Raw genomic sequence first — 23087 nt, 5'->3', positions numbered from 1 at the left:
ATGCAGGCGGGCCGGCTGGGTATTCGGCAACGCGAAAGCGACGGCCTGGTCGGCCGTGGCGGAAAATGCGTTGCGGTTCATCACGTGGAGAACCATAACACGGCTGTCTTGAGTTTGGGGCGAAAATGCCAAATTAATTTTTCAGGCGGTGTGCTTCGGAGGGGTTGAGCAGGATCACGCCGCCTGAGCCCTCGAACGCTTTAGCGCCGTTCATCTGCGAATCTGTGCAGGCGGTTCTGCGGTTTTCGGGAAGGTCCTCGTCGTCGCCAAGTCGGTAACGGCCAATGCAACCCCAGCCGTTCTTCTCATTCGTCCATGCGGACACACTGCCTTGGATCTCACCGTTCTTCGCGGCTTCCTTGTATCCCTCAAGCGTCATCATTGCGACATCGCACGTGGTGTTGTCCTCCAGGGCGTACACGCCCATCTCAGTGCCAAGAATGTCGGAGGTGCCGCACTGTTCGCCCTTTGCCACCGTGTGTTCTTCGGTGATGCTCTGGGTCTTGCCCGGGCGGGAGTACACGCCGTCGTGGACCTCGAAGGTGTCGTTGCCATACTCGACGCGGACACCGCCACCGTTGAGGTTGGTGATCACGACGTCATTGATCGTGACACGCTCGCCTTCGTTGAGATGGTTCGGCTGGATGTCGTAACCCTGGGAGCCGGGAGAGACTGCGGTGATGAATCCACCGCGGTCCGGCTTGTACCAAATGACATTGGGGATTTTGGTGTTCGGATCGCCACCGGTGTGCTCTACGGGAGGAATCGGATCGACGAACGCGGCCTGGCAGAACACTGGAGTGTCATCCGGGTTCCTGCCGATCCGACACCCGAACACCCCTGAGTCGAGCCCAACAACATTGTGTTCGAACCGCGAAGGATCGACATCCGTGTAGTTGTCTTGAGTGTCCTCGGCCGACGTTTCCGGTGCGTCGGAAGCGGTCGTCGTGGATTCGGTGTCTTGTGCCGAATCCGAAACGGTTGGCTCAGGCAGGGCCTGCTCAGAGCTATCGCCGCAACCGGTCAAGGTTGCGGCGGTGACGAGTACTGCGGCGAGAATCGATGTGGTGCGGTGTGCGCGGGAAAACTGCATACCGCCTAGTTTAGGAACACCACGTGGTGCTCATAGGGAATTACGCCCCTGGTGTGAAGTGGTCGGAGGAGTATTGCCCGTCGGGGGAGATCTCAAACCAGGAGTTGTCGCGCTCGCCGCGAATTGTGCCGTCGGCCCCGTGGGTGAAGGTGTAATAGCTGATGGTCACCTGTTCACCGGGGTGAAGCACGTCGCCCACGGGTTGTGCGTCACCGCCGCCGACATCGTGGGTCGTGGCAAAGCCAATCTCTGACACCCACATCAACCGGTCAACGGGAGTGCCCTGGCTGTTGTCAATGTCTAAGGGCGGCATCTGCCCAGCCGGTGCGATTACGCACCCCAGATACCCGTCGTCATCTCCGCCGGCGGGGAAGTACGAACAGGTGGTTTTGGAGTCGAACTCCACGACGTACGCCGGGTACTCGCCGCCTTCTGTGAAGTCGGCGGGATCACGCTCGACGAGGGCAGCTTCTGTTGCTTGTGCGGAGGGGTCCACTGAAGATTCGTTCAGTTCCGCCTCCTGGACGTCGTCGCTGGTGGAGCATGCAGAAAGCGCCAGTGAGGCAACAAAAGCAGCGGCGAGGGCTGCTGCAGGCGTTGCGCGTTGTGTGTTCATGCACACGACCCTATTAGGCGAAGACGCCCACCGCCCAGGAACCGAGCACCAAAATCACCGAGAACACCCAGCAGATCGGGAAGGCGATGCGCAGGTACTTGCCCATCTCCGCACGCGCCAGGCCGAGCGCGAGCCACAGTGCAGGGGAGAAGGGGCTGACGAAGGTGCCGATGACATTGCCCACGATCATGGCGGACGCTGCACCCATGCCAGAAACGCCGAACGCCTCTGCGGTTTGCTGCACGATTGGCAGCACAGAGAAGTAGTACGCGTCCGTCGACGTTGCCAGATCCAGCGGCACGCCGAGCAGGCCGATGATCACGTGGATGTACGGACCGACAGACGCCGGCAGGATGGCGATCAGCGACAGGGCGATCTGCTCCAGCATGCCGGTGCCGTCCAAAATGCCGAGGAACATTGCGGCAGCGAGGATGACGCCGGCCATGGAGAGGGCGGTGGGGGCGTGTCGTCGCAAAGCATCGCTCTGATCGTCGAGCGACGGGAAGTTCAGCGCCATGAGCAGCGCGGTGCCGACGAGGAACGCGGATGCTGGCGATGCCAAACCAGCAACCAGCACGCCGATGAGTGCGAGTGTGATCAGGGTGTTTGCCCACGTCACCCACGTGCCGCCGCGCTGGGTGAACTCCAACTTTGCACGTTCTTCTGCTTGGCGACGAGAAAAGTCTTCTGCAACCGCGTGAACATCCACCAGCTGGTGGTCACCATCCTGCTTGGCAGTACGGCGCTGTTCGATGATGCCGAAGATCGCGGCAACGACGAACACGAGGACAATGGCCACACCCTGGACCGGCAAGAGGTGGGCCCAGATCTCGTTCGGGGAAGGGCCGATGACGGAACTTGCGCGGCCAACCGGGCCACCCCACGGCAGCATGTTCATCACCGACGCCGACAGTGCGACGAGCGTGAGCAGGACGTAGCGCGACATGCGCATCGCCTCGTAGAGCGGCAGCAACGCGGGGATGGTGAGCAGGAATGTTGTGGAGCCAGAGCCGTCCAAGTGCGCGACGATCGCGATGGCAGCAGTGCCGAGCGTGACCAAAATCGGCTTGCCGCGAGTCGCGCGGATCAACGCCTTAATCACTGGTTCGAACAGGCCGACGTCCGAAAGAATGCCGAAGTAGATGATGGCGAAGATGAACATCACCACGACCTTCATGACTCTGTCGAGTCCGTCGAGGTAGAAGTCCGAAATCTCTGCAACGCCTGCGCCGGTGAGTATCGCACCGACGATCGGGATCAGCGTCATTGCGACGATTGGATGTGTTTTGCCTTTGAGGAGTAGGCCGACCGTCACCACGATGATGGCAAGGCCAAGCACTGTCAGTGCGAGGGGAGAAGTCATGGCTGGATACTAAATGATTGCTGAGAAAAAGCGGGTTTGATTCTTTAAAAACCGTTGAAATAGCAGATTGAGGGGGTAATGCCGTAGTGTTGGCAGGCGATGAGCATTTCCGAAAACGCCACCGGCGGCGAGAACGAGCCGGATATGAATGTGTCGGAAAATCAGGAAAACCCGCAGGATGTCGCGGCCGAGATTGTTGAGGCCGTAGTAGAGGACACCAGGGATGCGGAGATTTCTGAGGTAACCGGCGCCGCACAAGAAGAAGCGGCCATTGAAATTGAAGACAACGTGGTAAAGATCGCGGATACGGACGAAGAGTCCGACAACGGCGATAACGCTGCAGATACCGCAGAGGAAAAGGCAGAAGAGGTAAAGCCGGAGAACGGCTTTGAAACCCTCGGCCTGCCAGACAAGGTTGTGGAGGCCGTCAAGCGCGTCGGTTTCGAGCAGCCCTCGCCGATTCAGGCACAGACCATCCCGCTGCTGATGGAAGGCCGCGACGTCGTCGGCCTGGCACAGACGGGTACGGGTAAGACCGCAGCATTCGCGCTGCCGGTGCTGTCCCAAATTGATCCCAAGAAGCGTCACCCGCAGGCACTTGTGCTCGCCCCGACGCGTGAGCTGGCACTGCAGGTGTCGGACTCCTTCCAATCGTTTGCCGATCACCTGGGCGGCATCAACGTGCTGCCGATCTACGGCGGCCAGGCCTACGGCATTCAGCTCTCGGGGCTGCGCCGTGGCGCACAGGTGATCGTCGGTACGCCGGGTCGCGTCATCGACCACCTGGAGAAGGGCTCGCTGGACATCTCCAACCTGCGCTTCCTCGTGCTTGACGAGGCAGACGAGATGCTGAACATGGGCTTCCAGGAGGATGTCGAGCGCATCCTCGAGGACACCCCGGATGAGAAGCAGGTTGCGCTGTTCTCGGCGACGATGCCGAACGCGATCCGCAAGATTTCGCGCGACTACCTGAACAATCCGGAAGAGGTCACCGTTAAGTCGGAGACCCGCACCAACACGAACATCACCCAGCGCTACCTGTTTACGGCGCACCGCAACAAGCTCGACGCGATCACCCGCATTCTTGAGGTGACCGAGTTTGAAGCGATGATCGTGTTCGTTCGCACCAAGAACGAGACCGAGGACGTTGCAGAGAAGCTGCGCGCACGCGGTTTCTCCGCCGCTGCCATTAACGGCGATATTCCGCAGCAGCAGCGTGAGCGCACGGTGGATCAGCTTCGCGACGGCCGCCTGGACATCCTCGTGGCCACCGACGTCGCAGCCCGTGGCCTGGACGTCGAGCGCATCTCTCACGTGCTGAACTACGACATCCCGAACGATACGGAGTCGTACGTCCACCGCATCGGCCGCACCGGCCGTGCAGGCCGTACCGGTGAGGCAATCCTGTTTGTCACCCCGCGTGAGCGCCGCATGCTGCGCTCGATTGAGCGCGTGACCAACGCGACCATCGAAGAGATGGAACTTCCGACTGTCGACGAGGTCAACGAGAGCCGCAAGACCAAGTTCATGGACTCCATCACCGAGTCGCTTGAGGCTTCTGAGCTGCAGATCTTCAAGACCATGGTGCGCGAGTACTCCGCGGCCAACAACGTGCCGATGGATGACATTGCCGCAGCGCTTGCTACCCAGGCGTTGGCTGGCGACGAGTTCCTGATGAAGGAGCCGCCGCGCGACAAGCGTGACCGTCGTGATCGTCGTGACCGCGATCGTTTCGACCGCGACGACCGTCGTGGCCGTGACCGATTTGATCGTGGCGAGCGTGGTGGTCGTGGTCGTCGTGGTGACAGCGAGAACTTTGATACCTATCGTCTCGACGTGGGGAAGCGCCAACACGTGCGCCCGGGTGCCATCGTGGGTGCCCTGGCCAACGAGGGTGGCCTGAGCTCCAAGGACTTCGGTCGCATCACCATCGGCGGTGACTTCACTCTGGTGGAACTGCCGAAGAACCTTGACCGCGCTGTACTGGACCGTCTGGAGGACACCCGCATTTCCGGTCAGCTGATCAACATCCAGCGTGACCATGGTGCACCGCCGCGTGATCGTGGCGGACGTGGCCGTGGCGGCTACCGCGGTGGGCGCGACCGTGACGATCGTGGGTACGGCGGCCGTGGCCGCGGTGACCGTGACCGCGGTGGATACCGTGGCGGGCGCGACCGTGATGACCGCGGTTACGGCGGCCGTGGCCGTGGCGACCGGGATCGCGGTGGATACCGCGACTAGTTCTTAGCGCGTCAACGGCACGGGGCCACCTTGGTACCGGGTACAGTGTGGAAAGCATTTGCCCGGCCGGGGTGGCCCCGTTTTTGTTTGTAAAGAGAGCACGCCTTCATGCTTCAACCGCGCTTGTTGTCCACCATCGCTGCATTTGTGATTGCGTTCGTCGCTGGGGTTGGGGTGCTTCCAGTGGAGGCGTCAGCGCAAACCCGCACTGTCACGCAGGGTGGATCTGTCGTGGTGCATGGCACCGGTGTGTGCACGGTGGGTTACAACGATCCGGCACGTCACCGTAGTTTTGTTGCGGCGCACTGCGGACGGAACGGAGCTCGGGTGGAAATCGTCGACCCCGCTACCAATGCACGCAGCGGGGCAGTGGGCACCTTGTACCGTTCGCGGGCGTACGACGGCCACCTGGGCAACGACTGGGCTGCAATCCAGTGGGCTCCAGGTGTGCGCCTTGACGGCAACCGCATCACAGGCGATGCCTGGGTGCACCCCAACGACATTCGAATGGGTGAGACCGTGTGCTATTTCGGTCGAACCTCGCATGCGGGTGGCGGACGCACCTGCGGTTCTTTTGGTGGGTCGGCGGATAACACGTTTCTCCTTAACGCACCTCTGACTCGCCCCGGTGATTCGGGCGGGCCGATGTGGGTGCCCGGTCGTGGTTTCGTTGGAGTGATCTCCAGCATGTGGACCTCGCGCCAGTTGCCGCTCGTGCAAGGCAAGAACTTCGTCGTCGGGGTCGTGCCGCAGGACGGTCCGCCGGTACCAGATGCGCGCCTTGTCGGACTGTGGGCGCAGAACACGTTCCTACCGGGGCTGACTGGTCCTGTCGCTGAGGGGATCCGGGCAGTTATCGACGCCATCTTGCGCCTGTTCACCGGGCTTGGCTTTCATGGTCCTGCGTCGCTGCACTACGGCTAGGTGTTTCGCCGCGCGATTGAACGTGGAATTTGCCTGCGTGATGCGGTGTGCGCAGGTAGTCTAATGCGCGTCACCCATGCCATAGGAAAGTCATACAAATGAGAAAATTGGGATTCGCCGCCACGGTGAACACCGAGGTCCGTAGCCTCGTAGCCGCCGCTGGTGCAGCCGCGCTGGTGCTGAGCCCAGCGGTTGCAACCGCGGCAACGCCGACCGTTGTCGAGCAAGGCAAGGCCATCTACATCGAGGGCCACGGGGCCTGCACCATCGGCTATAACGATGTGGCAAACCGAAAGAGCTACACCGCTGCACACTGCGGCAGCGAGGGCGCGCGTGTGTCCCTCATGGACCGCGCGACAATGGAATTTAGCGAAGAGATGGGCACGTTCCACCCGTCGAAGAACTTCACCCGCCTGCCTTACAACGACTGGGGTTGGATCGAATGGGACGCCGGTGTGGCAATTGCCGGTAACTCGTATTCCGGCGACAAGGTGCTGACCAAGGACGACGTGAAGATCGGCGACGAGGTCTGCTCACACGGCGAAACCAGCCACATGGGCACACGCAACATCTTATGCGGCACGTTTGCCGGATGGTCTGCGGAATCCTTTGGCGTGCAGCTCGAAGGCTGGCAGCAGGGCGATTCCGGCGGACCAGTGTGGGTACCGGGACGGGGCTTCCTCGGCGTGATGTCGGCTGCGGCACTAGGAGAGACCAAAGCACCTTCGATCGTGATTGGCGGGAAGAGGCAAACGGGCAAACCAGTGGGCTGGGCGGCGTCTATCCACGACGGCGAGACGCTGTCGGATCGTCAGTTCCAGATTGATTTTGCCAAGGCAGGCGGGCTGGACACCAGCATGTTTGAGGGCAACCCCGGAACACCAGGCACTACACGCCCGCCGATTGCTGTGCCGAATCTGCCAACGAAGCCAGCCCCGGCCCCAGTGCCTGGGCATCCAGGCGCCCAACAGGACAACCAGGCAGGCACCCAGCCGGGTGCGCAGCAGGATGTCCAGGGGGAGAAGGGGTCGTCGACAAGCAGTAGCTCGCTGTCTACCGGCGAGATCATCGGTATCATCGTCTCGATCTTGATCGCCGCCATCCCCGTTGCGATGCAGTTTCTCTAACCTGCGCACATGAAAATCGCCCCGGATCCGCGCGGTGCGGATGCGGGGCGATTGCTTGCGCTGAGGAGGTTTAGAACAGGTCCGTCGGCAGGAACATCAGGACAAGCACCAGAACCCACAGTACGTTGAACACGCCGGCGCCAGCGTTCGCCTTCGCCTTGGACTTCTCAAAGTCCTCGGTGACATCAGTCGGATCAGCCTCATCAGGGGCGAGCGCACCGATCGTGCCCAGCATCTTGCGCTGCTGCGGGATCACCATAGCCAGCAGGATCGCCCATGCGATCACGGACAGGATAATGGCCGAGTGCAGCCAGTAGTTGGTGCTGTAGCTCGCCCAATCAGCGAACATGACAACACCGCCGAGCAGCGGAACAAGCGCGGAAAGCAAGCCGTAGGTCTTCGTGATGCGGTACAGCACCGACGCGCGACCCATCGCTTCTTCGCCACCGTTACGGGCTTCTTCAGCCTGGCGAGGGAACATGGAGGCGGAAACGACAACTGGGCCGAGCAGCAAAATGGCAGAGGCCACGTGCAGGAAGACAAGCAATGTATTCATGTGGCGCTACTCTACCTCACAGTTGTTGATTGGCGACGAGTCCCATAACGCCAGAACATGCACGTTTGATCACTTTCACATCTTCTGCCGGTAGCGGAAGGCGGTATTGGGTGGCCACCTCCACGATACGGGTGCCGTACGCGCAGCGGGCTCGGCGATTCGGCGGCATCCACTCGGAGGGCAGTTTGTCGGACTTGGCCTGGTTCGCTGCGGAAGATACGGCGATGAGGTTGAGCGGATCGTTGTAGAACGCGATGCGGGTGGCGTCGTCCCAACGGTGCGCGCCGAGGTCCCAGGCGGCGGAAACAGGGAGGATGTGGTCGACCTCGATGTCGTCGCGACGCATCACGTCCCCGGTAAACGGGTCGGTGCCGGTAGCGCCGGCGCCGGCACGCGCTTGGGCGACGGGCAGCATATCCGGTGAGCATTGCGTGCTGTCAAGGTCGCGGACCACGATGCGCTCGCGTGTCGTGCACCCGGTGCCATCAATGGCCCAGCCGGAACCAAACGCGGTGCGGTCGTAGCCCAGCACAGTCGCGCGCTGAGGGAGAGTCGGGATAGAAAAACGCGATCGTGCCGTGGGAAACGGCACGATCGCGAGGGTGAGAATCACCAGGATTGTCAGGTAGGTACGCATACCTCCTTAGACGGCGGTTGAGCCTGCCTGGTTCCCACGGGTTGCCTCAAGGGCCTCCTGGAAGGTCGCGTCCGGGTGTGCAAGGGCGTAGTCGGTAGCAGCGATAGCCTCATCGAACTCTTCTGCCACGCCCTCCTTCGGGCGGGTAGCCAGGGACACGCCGACCATGGCGATGGTGGCAAAGGCGACGCCCGGGACGATCTCGTAGATGATGTCGCTGAGGTAGGTACCCCACACAAACACGGTGACAGCACCGACGATCATGCCGGCCAGTGCGCCCGGCGCGGTGAGCTTGCGCCAGTACAGCGACGCCAGGATTACCGGGCCGAAGGAGGCGCCGAAGCCGGCCCAGGCGAAGCCGACGAGCCCCAGGATCGTGTCGGACGGGTTGAGCGCCATGACCATGCCGATCGCGGCAACGACGACCACCATCGTGCGCGAGAGCACGAGCAGGGTGGTGTGGTTCGGGTTCTTCTTAAAGATGCGGTAGAGGTCCTCGATCAGCGCCGAGGAGGTCACCAGGAGCTGCGAGGACATCGTGGACATAATCGCCGCCAGCACGGCGGTGAGCACGATACCTGCGATCAACGGGTGGAACATGATGCGAGTCAGATCCAGGAAAACGGTTTCAAAACCAGACTGATCAGTCACGGAAGCGGACTTCTGGCCGAAGTATGCGGTGCCAACAAGTGCGGTGAGCGTAGCACCCGCGAAGCAAATGAAGACCCAGATGCTGCCCGTACGGCGAGCGGTCTTTGCCTGTGCAGGGGAGCGCAGCGCCATGAAGCGGGTGACAATGTGCGGCTGGCCGAAGTAGCCAAGGCCCCACGCCAAGTTGCCGATAATCGTTGCTGCGGAGACACCAGCGACCATGTTGAAGAAGTCGGGGTTACCGTTCTCCCACGGACCGTACGGCTGGGAGGTCGGCCACGTGAGGACGTCGGACGGGGTATTGAGTGCAAACAGCGCGAGCACCGGCACAATCAGCAGAGCCAGGAACATCAAGGTGCCCTGCACGGCATCGGTGTAGCTCACAGCCAGGAAGCCACCGATGAAGGTGTACAGCACGGTGACAGAACCGACGATCAACACACCGGTCAGGTAGTCACCGTCGAAGGTGGACTCGTAGTAACGGCCACCGGCGACCATGCCGGAGGAGACGTAGAACGTGAAGAAAACGATGATGATCACTGCGGAGGTGAAACGCAGCGCACGAGACTGGTCGTGAGTGCGGTTTTCAAAGAAGCTCGGCAGCGTGATCGAGTCGTTGGACACTTCCGTGTAGGCGCGCATGCGGGGTGCGACCCACTTCCAGTTCGCCCACGTGCCAAGGAAGAGGCCGATGGCGATCCAGAGCTCACTGAGGCCGGAGACGAACAGCGCGCCGGGCAGGCCCATCAGCAGCCAGCCGGACATGTCCGAAGCACCGGCAGAAAGCGCCGCGACGAACGGATTGAGGCCACGGTCGCCTAGTACGTAGTCGTCGTACTTCTCGGTCTGTAGCCATGAGTAGAATCCGATGGCTACCATGACACCGAAGTAGAGGACGATCGCGAGGACAAGCCAGAAACTCTCTGACATAGTTTCTCCAATCTTCTTGTAACGTTCGCCACACTTTAACGCAAGGGTGCTCTACGTTGCACATAATCCTTAAAAACTTTTAGGGGTCAATTTCGGGGTGAGTGGTATAAGGGTGGGTATGCCTAAATACGTTTTGCACGGGCTCTGGACGTCCGACGCTGGACTTGTCATTTGGGCTGAGCAGGTAGAAGGCCACAAAATTGTGACGATTGGCCAAGTTCCGGAGGGGACTTTTCCGCCAATTGTGCATTCGCTTCTCGACGATTCCCGGTTCCGTCACCGGGAACTCCTGCTCCTGCAAACTCCGAAAGGGCGCCAAGTAACGCTGCGTGCTCCGGTGGCAAAGTTCGCGCCCGAGGATGCGATCAGGTTCTTGGAGAGCATCGTGCATCTCGACGGGCCATCACCGGCAGCAACCCCGTCGCAGCGCCAATCGATCGCACCTGACCTGTATTGGCTCATCCGCATGTATGCGGGGTTGACCAAGTTCATCCGAGCCGGGCGAGTGTCCATCCATGTGCCGTACCGGGAGAACCAGTGGTTTGCACAGTGGCAGTTGGGCACAGGTCTTGAGGAGAGGGGCTGGCTCGCGGAGATGATCGCCGCAGCGCCGGGCGTGCTCACGGCCAATAACCACAAGTTAAGCGAGGATTGTGCGACGACATTTACGCACTGGATTGCCTCGACTCGTCTGCGTGATACGGCGACGTCAGAAGCTGGCCGTCCGTTTCCGCGCCACGACTTTGTGCTGTCGCTGATGTTCGACACCCCGCTTCGTCGCGGCGGACCGAGCCTGGCGCAGCAGATCGGTGATTGGAACGGCACGATCACCGCGGCGAATCTGCAGCTGGTCTTCATTGCTGAAGACCCGCAAGAGCCGATGACAGATCTTGACGACGACCGCGACGGCGACGTTAGTGGCAACAGTGACGCCGCTGCAGCGGAGCCGTTGTGGCCGGTGCGGATCCAGGTCCGCTCGCAGGCGGATTCACCCCGCCCGGTTCGCATGGCGGATTTTGATAGCGCGTCGGCGGATCACCTTCGTGGCCAGTTGCGCTCCGCGATCGCAGTGTCGGAGCTGCTCGATCCCTCACTGCATGGTGCCCAAGGGCGTACTGACGGTGATTGGGATGTGCTGCTCACGGCTGATCAGATCGTCGAGTTTGTCCAAAACGTTGCGCCCGCGTTGCGTGCGGAAGGCTTCGTCGTCATGCTGCCGCGAACGTGGGCGACGGCGGAGACATCGTCGCAACTGAAACTTGCCCGTCACGAGGACCCGCACGATTCCGCCACGGTCACTCGCATGGGCTTTGACACGCTGGTCAAGTACGACTGGCGCCTGTCCGTCGGCGGCGTGGAATTGACCGACGATGAGATGGCGGAACTTGCGCGCTCCAAAACCGGGCTGATCAAACTGCGCGGGGAGTGGGTGCTGGCCGATACCAAGCATCTGTCTAAGTCCGCGAAGTATCTGAACAAGCTCAAGGAAAGCACGCTGAAGAACGCGCTCGCCGAGGCGGAAGCCGCCGAGATCCACGCGCGTCTTGCAGAAGCCGGTGGCAGCGAAGATGCCGAACAACTTGCAGAGATCGCACGTGCGGCTCGCGCGGAGTACGAACGGCTAAAAGAAGCGCAGGGCGAGGGCGTGGTTTCCGCTGCGGAGCTGCGTCAGCTCGCCTTGGAAACTGGCGACGATAGCCCGATCGCGTTTACCGGCTCACCCTGGTTTACCTCGCTTGTCGGCGGCACCGACCGCCCCGCGCCTGAGCGCGTAGAGGTCCCTGAGACTGTCAACGCCGAACTGCGCGAGTACCAGCGCCGCGGTGTGGATTGGCTGTACTACATGTCCCGCAACAACCTAGGGGCTGTGCTTGCAGACGATATGGGGCTCGGCAAAACTCTCCAACTGCTGACCCTGCTTGCGGTGGAAGAGGCGAACGGCAGGAAGACCGGACCAACGCTTGTGGTCGCACCGACCTCAGTAGTGGGCAACTGGGCGCGCGAAGCAGCCCGCTTCGTGCCGGGTATGAAGGTGCGGGTCCACCACGGCACGGGACGGCTCAAAGGTGACGAGCTGTTCGCTGCGGCCGAAGAAGCGGACATTGTCATTTCCTCCTACGGCACGGTCGCCCGCGACGTGAAAGACCTGGCCAAGGTGCGTTGGGATCACGTGGTGCTGGATGAAGCGCAGGCGATTAAGAATTCGGGCACGCAGGCGTCGAAAAGCGTGCGCGCCCTGCCAGCACGCCACCGCATCGCGCTGACCGGCACGCCGATTGAAAACAAACTGTCGGAGCTGCGTAGCATCCTCGACTTTGTTAACCCCGGCATGCTTGGCTCCCAGTCGTTTTTCCGCAACCACTTTGCCAAGGTCATCGAGGCTCGCAGCGAAGATCCTGTCGCGCTCGAGATGAGCGAGCGGCTTCAGCGTCTCACCGCGCCGTTTATCATGCGCCGGCTGAAAACTGACACGGCGATTATCAGCGACCTGCCCGAAAAGGCCGAACATGTCATCGCCGTAGACATGACAGCCGAGCAAGCCGCACTGTACAAGGCGCTCGTGGACACGATGCAGGAAGAACTGCAGAACCGAAAAGGCATTGCGCGCAAAGGCCTGGTGCTGTCCACCATCACGCGCATCAAGCAGATTTGTAACCACCCGGCGCACTTTCTTGGCGATGGCTCCCCAGTCACCATCAAAGGCGTCCACCGCTCCGGCAAAGTACAAAAACTCATGGAACTGCTGGACAACGCTATCGAAACCGACCAGCGCGTCCTGATCTTCACCCAGTACAAGGCCTTCGGCGACATCCTCCAGCCCTACCTTTCGGAGCGCCTCGGCGGGAAGATCCCATTCCTCCACGGCGGCGTGGGCAAAACCGCGCGCGACAAGATGGTGGAAGATTTCCAAACTGAAAACGGCCCGCGCGCCATGATCCTGAGCCTGAAGGCCGGCGGCACAGGACTCAACCTCACCGCGGCCTCTATGGTCATTCACCTCGACCGCTGGTGGAACCCAGCCGTAGAAAACCAGGCGACCGACCGCGCATTCCGCATCGGACAAGACAAAAACGTTACCGTGTACAAAATCATCACCCGCGGCACCATGGAAGAATCCATCCAAGACATCCTCGACGGCAAAACCCAACTCGCAGGCACCGTCGTCGGCCAAGGCGAAGGCTGGATCACCGAACTGGACACCGATGATCTGGCACAACTGATCAGCTACAGGGGGCAAAATGACTAAACGCCCACGCGAAGACAACGTCATCTACGCCAACTTCGGCGCACGCACACGCGTCTCCAGCCCAGCCGAAACCGGGGCGCAGACCAGCGAACCCTCGCGCGTCAACAGGCTATCCGCACCAGCGATGCGCATATTCAACGCTGCAGTGCGCCAAACCGACGTCGCGCGCGCCAAACGCGGCCGCACCTACGCCGACGGCGGGCATGTCCTTGGGCTGACCGCCGTAACTAATGGAATGCACGCAGACGTTGCAGGCAGCCAAAACGAGCCCTTCCGCACCACACTCGTCCTGCCGCACCGCAGCCGCGAAGACATCGAAACAGCCATCGGCTCGCTTGTGCGCGAAGCAGGTTCCCTCGAGCGCCTCCGTGCCGGGGAACTCAATGACGACGTCCTTGACATCCTGCTCTGCTCCTCACCCGACGAGGTGCGGTTTTACTGCGACTGCCCGGACAACGCCCAAGTTTGCAAGCACGCGGTCGCGCTCGCACAGTGCGCTGCCGAACTTATCGACGACGACCCGAGCCTCATCCTCTCCATGCGCGGCATCACGCTTAACGCGCTCGAAGACCGCAAACGGCGCGAATCACACAACATGGCGCTCGAGAACTCCGCGCCGGGTTCGCCGTACTTCTGGGATGGGCACGACCTGCCCGATCTGCCACACCCGAAGATCGCGCCGATGATCGAAGATTCGGACATCCACTTGCTGCACCGTGCGATGCAATCTGTGTCGTTTACCAACATCGACCAATTGCGCGCGGTAGCAGATATCGAGGATCTTTACGACGACCTCACGCGTTCATAGTTCATATGTTCGAATATATTGTGTGCTGTGTCGTGATGGGGTGGTAGTTGTTGTGGGTATGACGCGCACGACATTCATTCACACGTCCGACCTGCAGTTGGGCATGACAAGGAAGTTCCTGTCCGCCGACGCCCAATCGCGTTTCAACGAAGCCCGGCTCCGCGCGGTAACGCGCCTCGGCGAGATCGCCGAAGAGCGCGGAGCTGAATTTATCGTGGTTGCAGGCGACGTGTTCGAACACAATTCGCTCAAGCGCGAAACGCGGGGGCGCGCACTCGAAGCATTGCGGCATCTCCCGGTGCCGGTGTATCTGTTGCCGGGAAACCACGACCCGTTGGTGGCGGATTCCATCTTTAATTTCACCTCTGACATTGATGGGGTGACGGTCTTGGGAGACTCCACGCCCGTGGAGGTCCGCGAAGGCGTGGAGATTGTCGGTGCGCCACTGCTGGCCAAGCATGCCTCCGAGGATTTGTGCGCGAAGGGGATTCGGAATCTGGAGCCGACAGAAAACGTGCGCATCTTGGTCGGCCACGGCCAGGCAGAAGGCTATGGCACCGAGGAGACGGCGGCGCTTATCGACATTGCCAAACTAGATGCGGCAATCGATCGCGGCGTGATCGATTACGTGGCGTTGGGAGATACCCACTCCACGCAATCACTGTCGGACTCAGGTCGAGTGTGGTTCTCCGGCTCCCCGGAAACCACCGACTACTTCGACCGTTCACCTGGCGCGAAGGGCGGGGAAGTGGATTCCGGCAACGCGCTAGTCGTGACCGTGGAGAAGGACAGTCTGACATCCACAGTCGAGGTTGAGAAGGTTCCGGTTGGCACCTGGACGTTCGAAGCACGCTTCTGGGAGGTCAACGATGCCGACGATGTTGCCGCGGTTATCGACGATCTGAAGGCCTATCCTGCGAAGGATCGGACCGTGATCAAGTATGCGCTCTCCGGCACGCTTGGCCTGGAAGCAACCCGTACGTTGCAACGAGAGTTAGACGAGTTAGAGCCGGTCTTTGCCGCTCTCTACGAGCGGGAGCGGTTGATGAGCCTGCACCTCGAGCCAGACGAGGAAGAGCTAGAGAATTTGCCGCTGACGGGTTACGCCAAGGAGGCGATGCGCGAGCTTATAGGTGTTGCTGGCGATGAGGCTACAGCGCGCGATGCCGTGAACTTGTTGTTCCGTCTGTCTAAGGAGGTCCACTAATCATGCGTATCCATTCGCTGACCCTCGACAATGTTCGTGCGATTGAGCACCTGGAGCTGCGTGACCTGCCGGATACAGGCGTCATCGTTGTCCACGGACGCAACGAGGCCGGCAAGTCGACCATCTTGGACGCGCTTGATGCAGTACTCAACGAGCGTCACACTGGCGGCGGCAAGAAGATTCGCGCTCTTGCACCCGCAGGACGTGACGAATCACCAGAGGTAGAACTCAACGCCACGATTGGCGGCACCACGTTTACCGTGCGCAAGCGATGGCTCAAGGGAAAGAAATCAGAGCTGACGGTGCACACGCCGGTCCGCGCTAACTTCACCGGCCGCGAAGCCGACGATGAGCTTTTGCGGATCCTGGACGAGCACCTGGATACAGCGCTTACTCAGACGCTGTTTCTCCGCCAGGGGGACCTCGATCCAGCGATCGCTGCTGCCGGTATCCCGACGATCTCTCGTGCCCTTGACGCGGAAGCCGGAGAAGGCGAAACCGGTGAGGAAGATTCAGACCTCGCCCGCGCCATTGATGCCGAATACGGAAAATATTGGACCAACGCGCAGCCACCGAAGAAGAAAGCACCCTATGCGGCGTTGTTTACCGCCGTAGAGGATGCCCGCGAGAAGCTGCGAACACACGAAGCGGAAGTGCAGCAGCTGTCGCAGTACGTCGATGAGGTTGAGCGACGCAAGAGTGAGATCGACAGCATCGACAAGGAACTGCCTGATGCCGAGCAAGAGTTGCGTGAGCGCGAGCAGGCAAGCGCTGCGGCGAACCAGGTCCGCGATAAGGCAGCTACCGCCCAGGAGCGCCTCGAGCGAGCGACGATCACTCGCAAACGTGCTGAGCAGGATGTAGCAGACCGCAACGCCCTGAAGAAGCGCGTGGAGTTGGTCAAACATGAGGAAGCTCAGCTCCGTGAAGAGATTGAGCCTGCACGAAAAGCCCGTAACGAGGAAGGGGAGAAGATAGCAACCCTTCTTGCGGATGTCGAGGGCGCGAAGACACGACTTACAGACGCACGCACTGCATCCAAACATGCAGAGACCTTGCGGGATCTTGCACGGGCGAAGCGTCGCCTCAAGACCATCGACGAGCAGCTCGAACGCATTGGCACGGTAGAGCAGGCGTATAAAGAACTGCTCTCCAACGCGCCAGAGCGCGACGTCACTGACAAACACATTCGGGACCTTGAACAGGCAGAAAACGAGGTCACACTCCAGCGCCGTCTGCGCGACGCATCCTCGGCAAAACTAGAGATCACCGCAGATCATGCGACGATCACTGTCGATGGCGATGATCGCCCCATCAACGGTACGGAAACCGTCGCGGTCTTCGAGGGCTCCACGTTGCAGTTGGGTGAATTCGGCGTGGTGTTCCGCGCAGCCCAAGGCTCTGCAGATCCCCAAAGCGCCGTAGAGAAGGCAGAACGCGCATTTGCTGATGCACTTGCCGCCACCGGTTGCGACAGTGTTGATGAGGCCCGTGCCGCCCGCGACGCCACGCAGGAGTACGCCTCCGAACTCAAGGTGGCGCGCCAGCGTCTCGACGACACCCTCGCCGGTGCATCCGCCGACGAACTGCGTGCCGAGCGGACCAAACTGTCGGCACAGGCTGAAGAGCTTGCGGCAGCGCTGAAAGACACTGCTGCATCCGATGCCGTAGCGGAGGTGGACGAAGCAGACGCAGAGGAAGCGTTGCGCGAGGCGCAAAAGGCGCTCGCTAGCGCAGAACGTGACGTGGACGCTGCCGAAGCCGCACTGAAACCCTACGCAGACAAAACCGCAGCACACACGCTGACCGTCCTGGAGACCCGTCTGGAGGCAAAAACAGCAGAAGCCTCTGCAGCAGCCGCGGAACTGTCCCGTGCGGAGGAAACAACACGTGCCGAAGATTTGGACAAAACTCTCCAGCAAGCGCGTGAAGACGAAACCGAATCCCAACAGGTTGTTGACGCGCTAAAGGCGGAATTGGCGGAAGCGGATCCCGAATTCGCCGCATCCCTGCTGGAGGGAGCCACCACACGTCTGAGCAATCTGGAGAAGCGCAAGAACGATGCACAGAACCGAATCCGCGAGCTCACCGGATACATCGACATGGCCACCGGTACTGCCGAGCAAGCCGACCATGCTGCTGCGGAGCTCGAGATCGCCCAAGCCGCCCTTGACCGTGCAACGCGACGGGCAGAGGCGGTGAAACTCCTACGCGAGACTATGCACCGCCACCGCGACGTTGCCCGTTCGCGCTACGCAGCACCGTTTAATGCCGCAGTGCGCGAGCGTGCCCGAATCCTGTTCGGCCCGAGCGTAGATTTCAACTATGGCGATGACCTGACGATTACGGACCGCACCATCGATGGCGTCACGGTGCCACTCGATCAACTCTCGGGAGGCACCAAGGAGCAGTTAGCAATCCTGACCCGCTTTGCCATCGCAGACCTGGTGTCCGGAGAGGAGACAGGTGCTCCTGTGCCGGTAGTTGTTGATGACGCGTTGGGTGCGACCGACCCGGAGCGCCTTGCTCGCATGAACTCGCTATTTAGCCAGGTGGGCAAGCACTCACAGGTGCTCGTACTCACGTGTTTCCCGCAACGATTCGACCGCGTGTCGGCTGCACGGACCTACGCAGTGGATGACTTAAAGGGGATTCATAAGGGGATTGGATAACATCATCGGTTATGGCTACTCAACCGCGCTGGCTTACTGAGGACGAGCAACACCTCTGGCGACTGATCCTGGCTGCCTCGAAGAAGGTAAATAACGCCATCGATGAGCGGCTGCAGGAAACCGCAGCCATGTCTGCTCCCGAGTTCTCAATCCTGGTGGTGCTTTCCGAAGCCCCAGAACGGACAATGCGACTGCGCGAACTGTGTGCCGAGCTGCAATGGGACCGCTCGCGTGCGTCGCACCAGGTCACACGCATGGAAAAGCGCGGATTGGTGTCGAAGAAGGTGTGTCCGGGCGATGCGCGCGGCGTATTGGTGACTATCACCGATGAAGGCTTCACACGCCTGGAATCTGCAGTGCCGGATCACGTCGAAACCGTCCGCCGTCTGATCTTTGATCAACTGACAGACGAACAAAGGCACGTACTTCAAACCTGGCTGAACGATGTCATCGCAGTCGACCCACGTACCCCTGACGGTTCGTAAAAATCTCGCAACATGTTTCCAGAACCATTGCCGGAGCGAGGGAAGCGGAGTTTGATGGAGGCATGTCTTATATGAATAGCTCCCAGAACTTTAGTAACACTCCGAAACGACTTGAACGGTCGATGACTGATAAGTACATCGCGGGCGTATGCGGTGGCATCGCGAAATACTTCGGGGTGGACTCCACCCTCGTTCGCGTGGTCTTCATCCTGCTGGTACTCGCCGGGGTAATGCCGGGCCTGTTGGCATACATCGTTGCTTGGATGATCATGCCGGCAGAGTTCTAAAACACAGAGTTTTAGAAAATAATGCAGCCCGTGATGTGGTTCGTCGCTACGAACTCCATCACGGGCTGACGCCTATGCGCGGGGCTATCCCTGGTTGAAGTACCCCGGCTGATCAACCGGTCCAAGGTTGCCGGTGCGCAGGTATTCGACAACCTGACGGTCGACAGCCTGGTTGCCGCGCCCGACGTGACCGTGGCCCGGGCCGTGAACCGTCACCACGTGCGAGCCCATCGGCTGGGCGATGCCGAAGCGTCCCGCATACATGGTTTGCGGATCACGCGTGGCGTTGATCTGCAGTGGACGAGTCTTCAGCTTCGAACCGTTGAGCGCCACCTTGCCCGTGACTGGCGCTGCGCCGTTGCAGGTCACACCAGAGCCGAACTGCAGAGCAGGGGCGGTGATGACCTCGCCGGTCTGGTTGGCCCAAAACGCTTCCGGAATAAGGCCGTAGTCCGGCGCAGCGATGTTCTCGTTGCAGGTCTGCACGGCGAGCAACTCGTTGCGGGCGATGGACTCGTCTTGGAGGAACTTCATCAACTCAGGCGCCGGCTTGGCCTGGTCTTGCTTTAGCGAGCCATTGGTGAGCCGTGCAAGCGAGTCCCAGTCCGCAGGCGAGGGCAGCACATTGCGAGTGGCCAGCAGCAGCGGTGATGACACCTGGTTCGCACCCGGGTTGAGCATGCGGGAGATAATGCCTTCGCCCTCTACACGGGCCTTGCCGGCAGCCGACATAGCGTCTGCGCCCGCTTGGCCGGCAAACGCGAGTGCAGGCGGAAGGTCGCCCACACGGGCTGGCGGTGGGGTCACGGTCGGGTTAGTGCCGGACTGTGCGACGACCACGTTCGACCAGTACTGGTACGCCTTCAGTGGGGTATTGCCCATGCGGTACTTTGCGTCGTTTGCGGCGACCCACGCGAAGTACTCGTTTAGTGCACGTTCGTAGCCGCCCTTTTGGTCCAGCAGGATCTTCGACCACTGGTCGTTCGGGTTCATCGCGGAGTCGAGGACGACCTTGTCGGTGCGGTTGGGGAACATCGACGCGTACGCCGAGCCCAAGTACGTGCCGTACGACAAGCCCATGATTGAGATGGTGTCGTATCCAAGCGCCCAGCGGACCATGTCCCAGTCACGGGCGTTGTTGTAGGTGGTGATCGTCTTGGTGTAGCCCGGACGAGGCTTCTCGCACAGTTCGCGGGTGAGTCCGCCTTGGGTGACCGTGGCGTCCCATGTCAGCTTCGCTATGTCGGCAGGGCCGTTCATTGCAGGGTCAGCGCACTTCAACTGAGTAGAACCAATCAGGCCACGCGGTTGTACCGCTACGAGATCCCACTCGTTGCGCATCTCCTGCGGCCACTTCATGCCTTCGTTCATGCCGAAGAAGCTGTAAGCATCGCCACCAGGCCCGCCTGGGTTGCCGAAGATCGCGCCACGACGTGCACCCGGATTTTGAGCCGGGATCTTGATAAAGCCAACGGAGATGTCGCCAGCCGTGGGGTTGTCGTAGTGCATGGGCACCAAAATGCGGCCGCACTGTGCGCCCTTGGCATCAACGTAGAACGGGCACGACTCCCACGTAATGACAGGGGAAGTCGGCTGCGCGTGAGCAGGGGTTGCGGTCAGTGGTGACAAGGTGAGTGCCAGCGCGCCGAGTGCTGCAGCACTTCGCTTGACGACGCGTCTCGTGACCGACTTCAACATAGCCAGGCTCCTTTTCTCCATACCTAAGGTTTCGCTTAACCGAATCTACCGGAGTTGTCAGCTATCGCCACGCTACGCGCCGATTCTTTCGCGAATTGCACGCTGCACGTGGTCTTGATCCGCCACGGCAACGAGGCAGTCATCTGCATTGCGGACACAGATGCGCACCGTGGGCCCGCCGAGGGTGAACGCGTCCGCATCGGCGTAGCGGTCCGGCTGGTCGGTCAGCATGGCAATACCGGTGAAGTGGATCAGGCTGGGTTCTTCTCCGGGGCGCACGTCCTTGATGTCCGAATATGAGATGGTTCTGGATCGGCTGCCAAGGGTGGTGGTGAGGGAGTCGTGGTCAAGAACCAGCGCCACTTTGCGGGAGAAAATCCAGAGCCCCCAAAGCACCACCACGAATCCAAACAACAGCGCACCGTAGAGTTCGCCGCTCAACGCTGCAACGACGACTGCCACAATGACGAAACCCGCGACGAATGCCGCGGGTAGACCGCCTGGATGGCGGGTAAACACTTTCCGCTCCATGGCGGCGAGTATAAGGCCTACTGCTTGATGCCGGAGCCTTCGATCTCGATGCCGACCTTCTCGCTGACCAGCATGCCGCCGGAGTTCAGCGGTGCCTGGAAGTCGATGCCGAAGTCCGTGCGGTTAATGGTGGTGCGAGCTTCGAAGCCGATGCGTGTGTTGCCGAACGGATCCTCTTCGACGCCAAACGTCTCGACGTCAAACGTGATCGGCTTGGTGGTGCCCTTGATGGTGAGGTCGCCAGTGACGGAGCCGTTTCCCGACTCATCGATGTTGAACTCGGTGGCGGTGAACGTCATTTCCGGGTGCTTGTCGACGGCGAAGAAGTCGTCGCCACGCACATGCTCATCACGATCAGCGTTGTTCGTATCGACGCTCGCGGTGCGCACAGTGCCCGTCGCGGTGCTCTCGGCCGGGTTCTCGGCGATGGTTAGTGTTGCATCGAAGTCGGTGAACTCGCCGCGGACTTTGGTCACCATCGCGTGGCGCACGGTGAAGCCGATGGTGGAGTGGGCAGGGTCGAGGTTGTAAGTACCGGTCAGGTTAGTCATTGCGTCTCCTTTATTCGATGTCGTTACGTGTGGCGCCGACTGTAACGGAGTAATGGTGACACGTCAACAATTGTTTGACCGGCAATTTACTGGTTGAGAAGTAGCTCGCTTAATGAGCAGATACGCTCCGGCGGTCGCCGCCACGGTGGCCACTACAGAGATCGCAAGATCGCTTGACGACGACACCGCCAAGTCAACCCCGTCCACACCGAATGCGTCCGGCGCGTAGGCGAACGTGTTGCCAACGGCGTGCACCGCAGCCGCCGCTTCAATACCACCGGTTGTGTGAGTGAGGAAGGTGGCGCACAGCGCGAACACGGTAACGCTGACCATGCCTTGCCATTCGTAGTGGTGGCCTGACAAGAAAAACAGCAGCGGAATCAAGTACGCAATCACGGCGGGGGAGAACCACTGGCCGTTGATCTGCACGAGCGAGCCGCGGAAGAAAAGTTCCTCGGACAGCGACTGGAGCGGTGCCATTGCCACGATGACGGCCAGTGCAGCGACACTCATAAAAGTAAAAGTCGCCTGGGACCGGTCCGAGATAACCACCGCGTAGATGCCCTCGGCGCCGAGGAATAGCAGGGCGGGTAGCAAGGCGAGCCCGAAGTTGCGCCACCTAAAGCGCAGTTCTCTCGACCACAGCGCACGGGGGTCGCGGCCTGTCACTCGGGCAGCGATGAACCCCGCGGGGATCATCGCCACCCACCCAATAAATGTTGCAGCTGCGAGATACGGATGCCCCAAAAACGAGTATTCCGCGAACGCGCTGACCTCAGGATGGGCGATCTTCTCGTACAGGTAGAACAGGCCGATCGCCGCGCTCGTTAGCGTGACCAAAAGCACCAGAGCGATGACGAGTTCAATCAACGGACGCCACCATGCCGGCCGGGGTGGAGTGGGGTTGTCAGTGTTGGGCGGTGTGGCGGGTCGTCGATACGCGCGTCCGAGGAGGTGGTAGGCGATGGATGTCGAAGCGTTCAAGATGTCACCTTTATTGCTACTCGCCGTGTTTCTTATCCCAGCGATACCTGCGGATGTCAAAGATTGGCAAAATGACGATGTAGTAGACCCCCAGTGTCCACGCGGCCGGTTTGAGTAAGTTGCTTAGGTTGAAATTATCCCTGTCAACAGGAAACACGATATACATGGCGGGGACGGCCAAGGGGACGATCACGAATCTCTGCCACCATGGCGGAACCCATGGCGCTCCATTCTCTTCTCTTGCGGCAAGTGCGCCGCCAAAGCCCATTTCGAACCGAGAGCCCATTCCGAAGCCTCCTGACAACAAAAAGTCTAATACCGCCCGCGTGTCAACGGGCGCGACAAGGAGAGGGCTGCGAACTTGCACTCCCGGAACGACCCCACGAACAAAAATCTCGAGACACCGAAGGAACGATGTCTCGAGATAACACAGCGTGTCCCCGACAGTGTCTGAAGTCACGACATATTTGACAGGGTGT

General features: G+C 60.6%; 20 protein-coding genes. 9 read left to right on the top strand and 11 right to left on the bottom strand.

From position 1 onward, the window contains the following. Positions 1–133: 133 nt before the first annotated feature. Genes HMPREF3120_RS01510 through HMPREF3120_RS01500 form a run of 3 tightly spaced genes read right to left on the bottom strand, consistent with a single transcriptional unit; the run spans position 134 to position 3072 of the window. Positions 134–1093 (bottom strand): hypothetical protein, encoded by a 960-nt coding sequence (locus HMPREF3120_RS01510; RefSeq protein WP_070450190.1) that lies wholly within the window; start codon positions 1091–1093, stop codon positions 134–136. Between the two features lie 40 nt (positions 1094–1133). Then, the gene (locus HMPREF3120_RS01505; protein ID WP_070450187.1) at positions 1134–1709 is read right to left on the bottom strand and encodes a hypothetical protein; all 576 of its coding nucleotides are present in this window, start codon (positions 1707–1709) and stop codon (positions 1134–1136) included. 13 nt (positions 1710–1722) lie between these two features. Beyond that, complete coding sequence (locus HMPREF3120_RS01500; RefSeq protein WP_070450183.1) at positions 1723–3072, bottom strand: CitMHS family transporter; 1350 nt, start codon at positions 3070–3072, stop codon at positions 1723–1725. A 99-nt stretch (positions 3073–3171) separates the two neighbouring features. On the opposite strand from HMPREF3120_RS01500, the gene HMPREF3120_RS01495 reads away from it, so the two are divergent. The 3 genes from HMPREF3120_RS01495 (at position 3172) to HMPREF3120_RS01485 (ending at position 7364) form a co-directional block, all read left to right on the top strand. Beyond that, positions 3172–5313, top strand: coding sequence for a DEAD/DEAH box helicase (locus HMPREF3120_RS01495; protein ID WP_070450179.1), 2142 nt, complete (start codon positions 3172–3174; stop codon positions 5311–5313). Between the two features lie 108 nt (positions 5314–5421). Beyond that, entirely contained in the window at positions 5422–6237 is an 816-nt protein-coding gene (locus HMPREF3120_RS01490) for a chymotrypsin family serine protease (RefSeq protein ID WP_070450176.1), read from the top strand. 98 nt (positions 6238–6335) lie between these two features. After that, positions 6336–7364, top strand: coding sequence for a chymotrypsin family serine protease (locus tag HMPREF3120_RS01485; RefSeq protein ID WP_141739335.1), 1029 nt, complete (start codon positions 6336–6338; stop codon positions 7362–7364). A gap of 70 nt (positions 7365–7434) precedes the next feature. Here the strand turns inward: HMPREF3120_RS01485 and HMPREF3120_RS01480 are convergent, their stop codons facing one another. Genes HMPREF3120_RS01480 through putP form a run of 3 tightly spaced genes read right to left on the bottom strand, consistent with a single transcriptional unit; the run spans position 7435 to position 10138 of the window. Next, positions 7435–7920: a DUF2269 family protein gene (locus HMPREF3120_RS01480; RefSeq protein ID WP_070450172.1), complete on the bottom strand. Its 486-nt coding sequence runs from the start codon at positions 7918–7920 to the stop codon at positions 7435–7437. A 16-nt stretch (positions 7921–7936) separates the two neighbouring features. Beyond that, on the bottom strand, positions 7937–8557 hold the full coding sequence (locus HMPREF3120_RS01475) for an HNH endonuclease family protein (protein ID WP_070450169.1): 621 nt from the start codon (positions 8555–8557) through the stop codon (positions 7937–7939). A 6-nt stretch (positions 8558–8563) separates the two neighbouring features. After that, the gene (gene putP, locus HMPREF3120_RS01470) at positions 8564–10138 is read right to left on the bottom strand and encodes a sodium/proline symporter PutP (protein ID WP_070450163.1); all 1575 of its coding nucleotides are present in this window, start codon (positions 10136–10138) and stop codon (positions 8564–8566) included. A 118-nt stretch (positions 10139–10256) separates the two neighbouring features. Between putP and HMPREF3120_RS01465 the strand changes: the two genes are divergently transcribed. From HMPREF3120_RS01465 to HMPREF3120_RS01440, 6 genes are all read left to right on the top strand, one after another. Beyond that, a complete protein-coding gene (locus tag HMPREF3120_RS01465; protein WP_070450160.1) occupies positions 10257–13385 on the top strand; it encodes a DEAD/DEAH box helicase in 3129 nt (1042 codons plus the stop codon). After that, positions 13378–14193, top strand: a complete 816-nt coding sequence (locus HMPREF3120_RS01460; protein WP_070450157.1) for an SWIM zinc finger family protein — start codon at positions 13378–13380, stop codon at positions 14191–14193. Before HMPREF3120_RS01465 ends, HMPREF3120_RS01460 begins: the two co-directional genes overlap by 8 nt. A gap of 58 nt (positions 14194–14251) precedes the next feature. Next, on the top strand, positions 14252–15400 hold the full coding sequence (locus tag HMPREF3120_RS01455) for a metallophosphoesterase family protein (RefSeq protein WP_070421822.1): 1149 nt from the start codon (positions 14252–14254) through the stop codon (positions 15398–15400). A 2-nt stretch (positions 15401–15402) separates the two neighbouring features. Further along, positions 15403–18072, top strand: coding sequence for an AAA family ATPase (locus HMPREF3120_RS01450; RefSeq protein ID WP_070450154.1), 2670 nt, complete (start codon positions 15403–15405; stop codon positions 18070–18072). An 11-nt stretch (positions 18073–18083) separates the two neighbouring features. Beyond that, positions 18084–18557 (top strand): MarR family winged helix-turn-helix transcriptional regulator, encoded by a 474-nt coding sequence (locus HMPREF3120_RS01445; protein WP_070421824.1) that lies wholly within the window; start codon positions 18084–18086, stop codon positions 18555–18557. A gap of 62 nt (positions 18558–18619) precedes the next feature. After that, on the top strand, positions 18620–18844 hold the full coding sequence (locus HMPREF3120_RS01440; RefSeq protein WP_070569869.1) for a PspC domain-containing protein: 225 nt from the start codon (positions 18620–18622) through the stop codon (positions 18842–18844). 84 nt (positions 18845–18928) lie between these two features. Here the strand turns inward: HMPREF3120_RS01440 and HMPREF3120_RS01435 are convergent, their stop codons facing one another. The 5 genes from HMPREF3120_RS01435 to HMPREF3120_RS12250 form a co-directional block, all read right to left on the bottom strand. Then, positions 18929–20542 (bottom strand): alpha/beta fold hydrolase, encoded by a 1614-nt coding sequence (locus tag HMPREF3120_RS01435; protein ID WP_070421826.1) that lies wholly within the window; start codon positions 20540–20542, stop codon positions 18929–18931. Positions 20543–20614: 72 nt separating this feature from the next. Next, positions 20615–21073 (bottom strand): hypothetical protein, encoded by a 459-nt coding sequence (locus tag HMPREF3120_RS01430; RefSeq protein ID WP_070450152.1) that lies wholly within the window; start codon positions 21071–21073, stop codon positions 20615–20617. 17 nt (positions 21074–21090) lie between these two features. Further along, positions 21091–21624 (bottom strand): YceI family protein, encoded by a 534-nt coding sequence (locus HMPREF3120_RS01425; protein ID WP_070421828.1) that lies wholly within the window; start codon positions 21622–21624, stop codon positions 21091–21093. A 63-nt stretch (positions 21625–21687) separates the two neighbouring features. Beyond that, positions 21688–22608: a CPBP family intramembrane glutamic endopeptidase gene (locus HMPREF3120_RS01420; protein WP_141739334.1), complete on the bottom strand. Its 921-nt coding sequence runs from the start codon at positions 22606–22608 to the stop codon at positions 21688–21690. A gap of 16 nt (positions 22609–22624) precedes the next feature. Continuing rightward, a partial coding sequence (locus HMPREF3120_RS12250) for a hypothetical protein (protein WP_070450146.1) occupies positions 22625–23087 on the bottom strand: 463 nt, incomplete at its 5' end.

Origin of the sequence: Corynebacterium sp. HMSC11D10, assembly GCF_001806995.1 — a bacterium.
GTDB classification, from domain to species: domain Bacteria; phylum Actinomycetota; class Actinomycetes; order Mycobacteriales; family Mycobacteriaceae; genus Corynebacterium; species Corynebacterium coyleae.
Note: the sequence above shows the minus strand (reverse complement) of the source record. Positions and strands in the feature narration are given on the sequence as shown.

What these genes read in the sequence shown, in the direction of transcription:
- HMPREF3120_RS01490 (WP_070450176.1), top strand. Translation starts at nt 5,422, where the DNA reads ATGCTTCAACCGCGCTTGTTGTCCACCATCGCTGCATTTGTGATTGCG.
- HMPREF3120_RS01435 (WP_070421826.1), bottom strand. Translation starts at nt 20,542, where the DNA reads ATGTTGAAGTCGGTCACGAGACGCGTCGTCAAGCGAAGTGCTGCAGCA.
- HMPREF3120_RS01495 (WP_070450179.1), top strand. Translation starts at nt 3,172, where the DNA reads ATGAGCATTTCCGAAAACGCCACCGGCGGCGAGAACGAGCCGGATATG.
- HMPREF3120_RS01455 (WP_070421822.1), top strand. Translation starts at nt 14,252, where the DNA reads ATGACGCGCACGACATTCATTCACACGTCCGACCTGCAGTTGGGCATG.
- HMPREF3120_RS01440 (WP_070569869.1), top strand. Translation starts at nt 18,620, where the DNA reads ATGTCTTATATGAATAGCTCCCAGAACTTTAGTAACACTCCGAAACGA.
- HMPREF3120_RS01465 (WP_070450160.1), top strand. Translation starts at nt 10,257, where the DNA reads ATGCCTAAATACGTTTTGCACGGGCTCTGGACGTCCGACGCTGGACTT.
- HMPREF3120_RS01510 (WP_070450190.1), bottom strand. Translation starts at nt 1,093, where the DNA reads ATGCAGTTTTCCCGCGCACACCGCACCACATCGATTCTCGCCGCAGTA.
- HMPREF3120_RS01450 (WP_070450154.1), top strand. Translation starts at nt 15,403, where the DNA reads ATGCGTATCCATTCGCTGACCCTCGACAATGTTCGTGCGATTGAGCAC.
- putP (WP_070450163.1), bottom strand. Translation starts at nt 10,138, where the DNA reads ATGTCAGAGAGTTTCTGGCTTGTCCTCGCGATCGTCCTCTACTTCGGT.
- HMPREF3120_RS01485 (WP_141739335.1), top strand. Translation starts at nt 6,336, where the DNA reads ATGAGAAAATTGGGATTCGCCGCCACGGTGAACACCGAGGTCCGTAGC.
- HMPREF3120_RS01475 (WP_070450169.1), bottom strand. Translation starts at nt 8,557, where the DNA reads ATGCGTACCTACCTGACAATCCTGGTGATTCTCACCCTCGCGATCGTG.
- HMPREF3120_RS01460 (WP_070450157.1), top strand. Translation starts at nt 13,378, where the DNA reads ATGACTAAACGCCCACGCGAAGACAACGTCATCTACGCCAACTTCGGC.
- HMPREF3120_RS01505 (WP_070450187.1), bottom strand. Translation starts at nt 1,709, where the DNA reads ATGAACACACAACGCGCAACGCCTGCAGCAGCCCTCGCCGCTGCTTTT.
- HMPREF3120_RS01500 (WP_070450183.1), bottom strand. Translation starts at nt 3,072, where the DNA reads ATGACTTCTCCCCTCGCACTGACAGTGCTTGGCCTTGCCATCATCGTG.
- HMPREF3120_RS01425 (WP_070421828.1), bottom strand. Translation starts at nt 21,624, where the DNA reads ATGACTAACCTGACCGGTACTTACAACCTCGACCCTGCCCACTCCACC.
- HMPREF3120_RS01430 (WP_070450152.1), bottom strand. Translation starts at nt 21,073, where the DNA reads ATGGAGCGGAAAGTGTTTACCCGCCATCCAGGCGGTCTACCCGCGGCA.
- HMPREF3120_RS01445 (WP_070421824.1), top strand. Translation starts at nt 18,084, where the DNA reads ATGGCTACTCAACCGCGCTGGCTTACTGAGGACGAGCAACACCTCTGG.
- HMPREF3120_RS01480 (WP_070450172.1), bottom strand. Translation starts at nt 7,920, where the DNA reads ATGAATACATTGCTTGTCTTCCTGCACGTGGCCTCTGCCATTTTGCTG.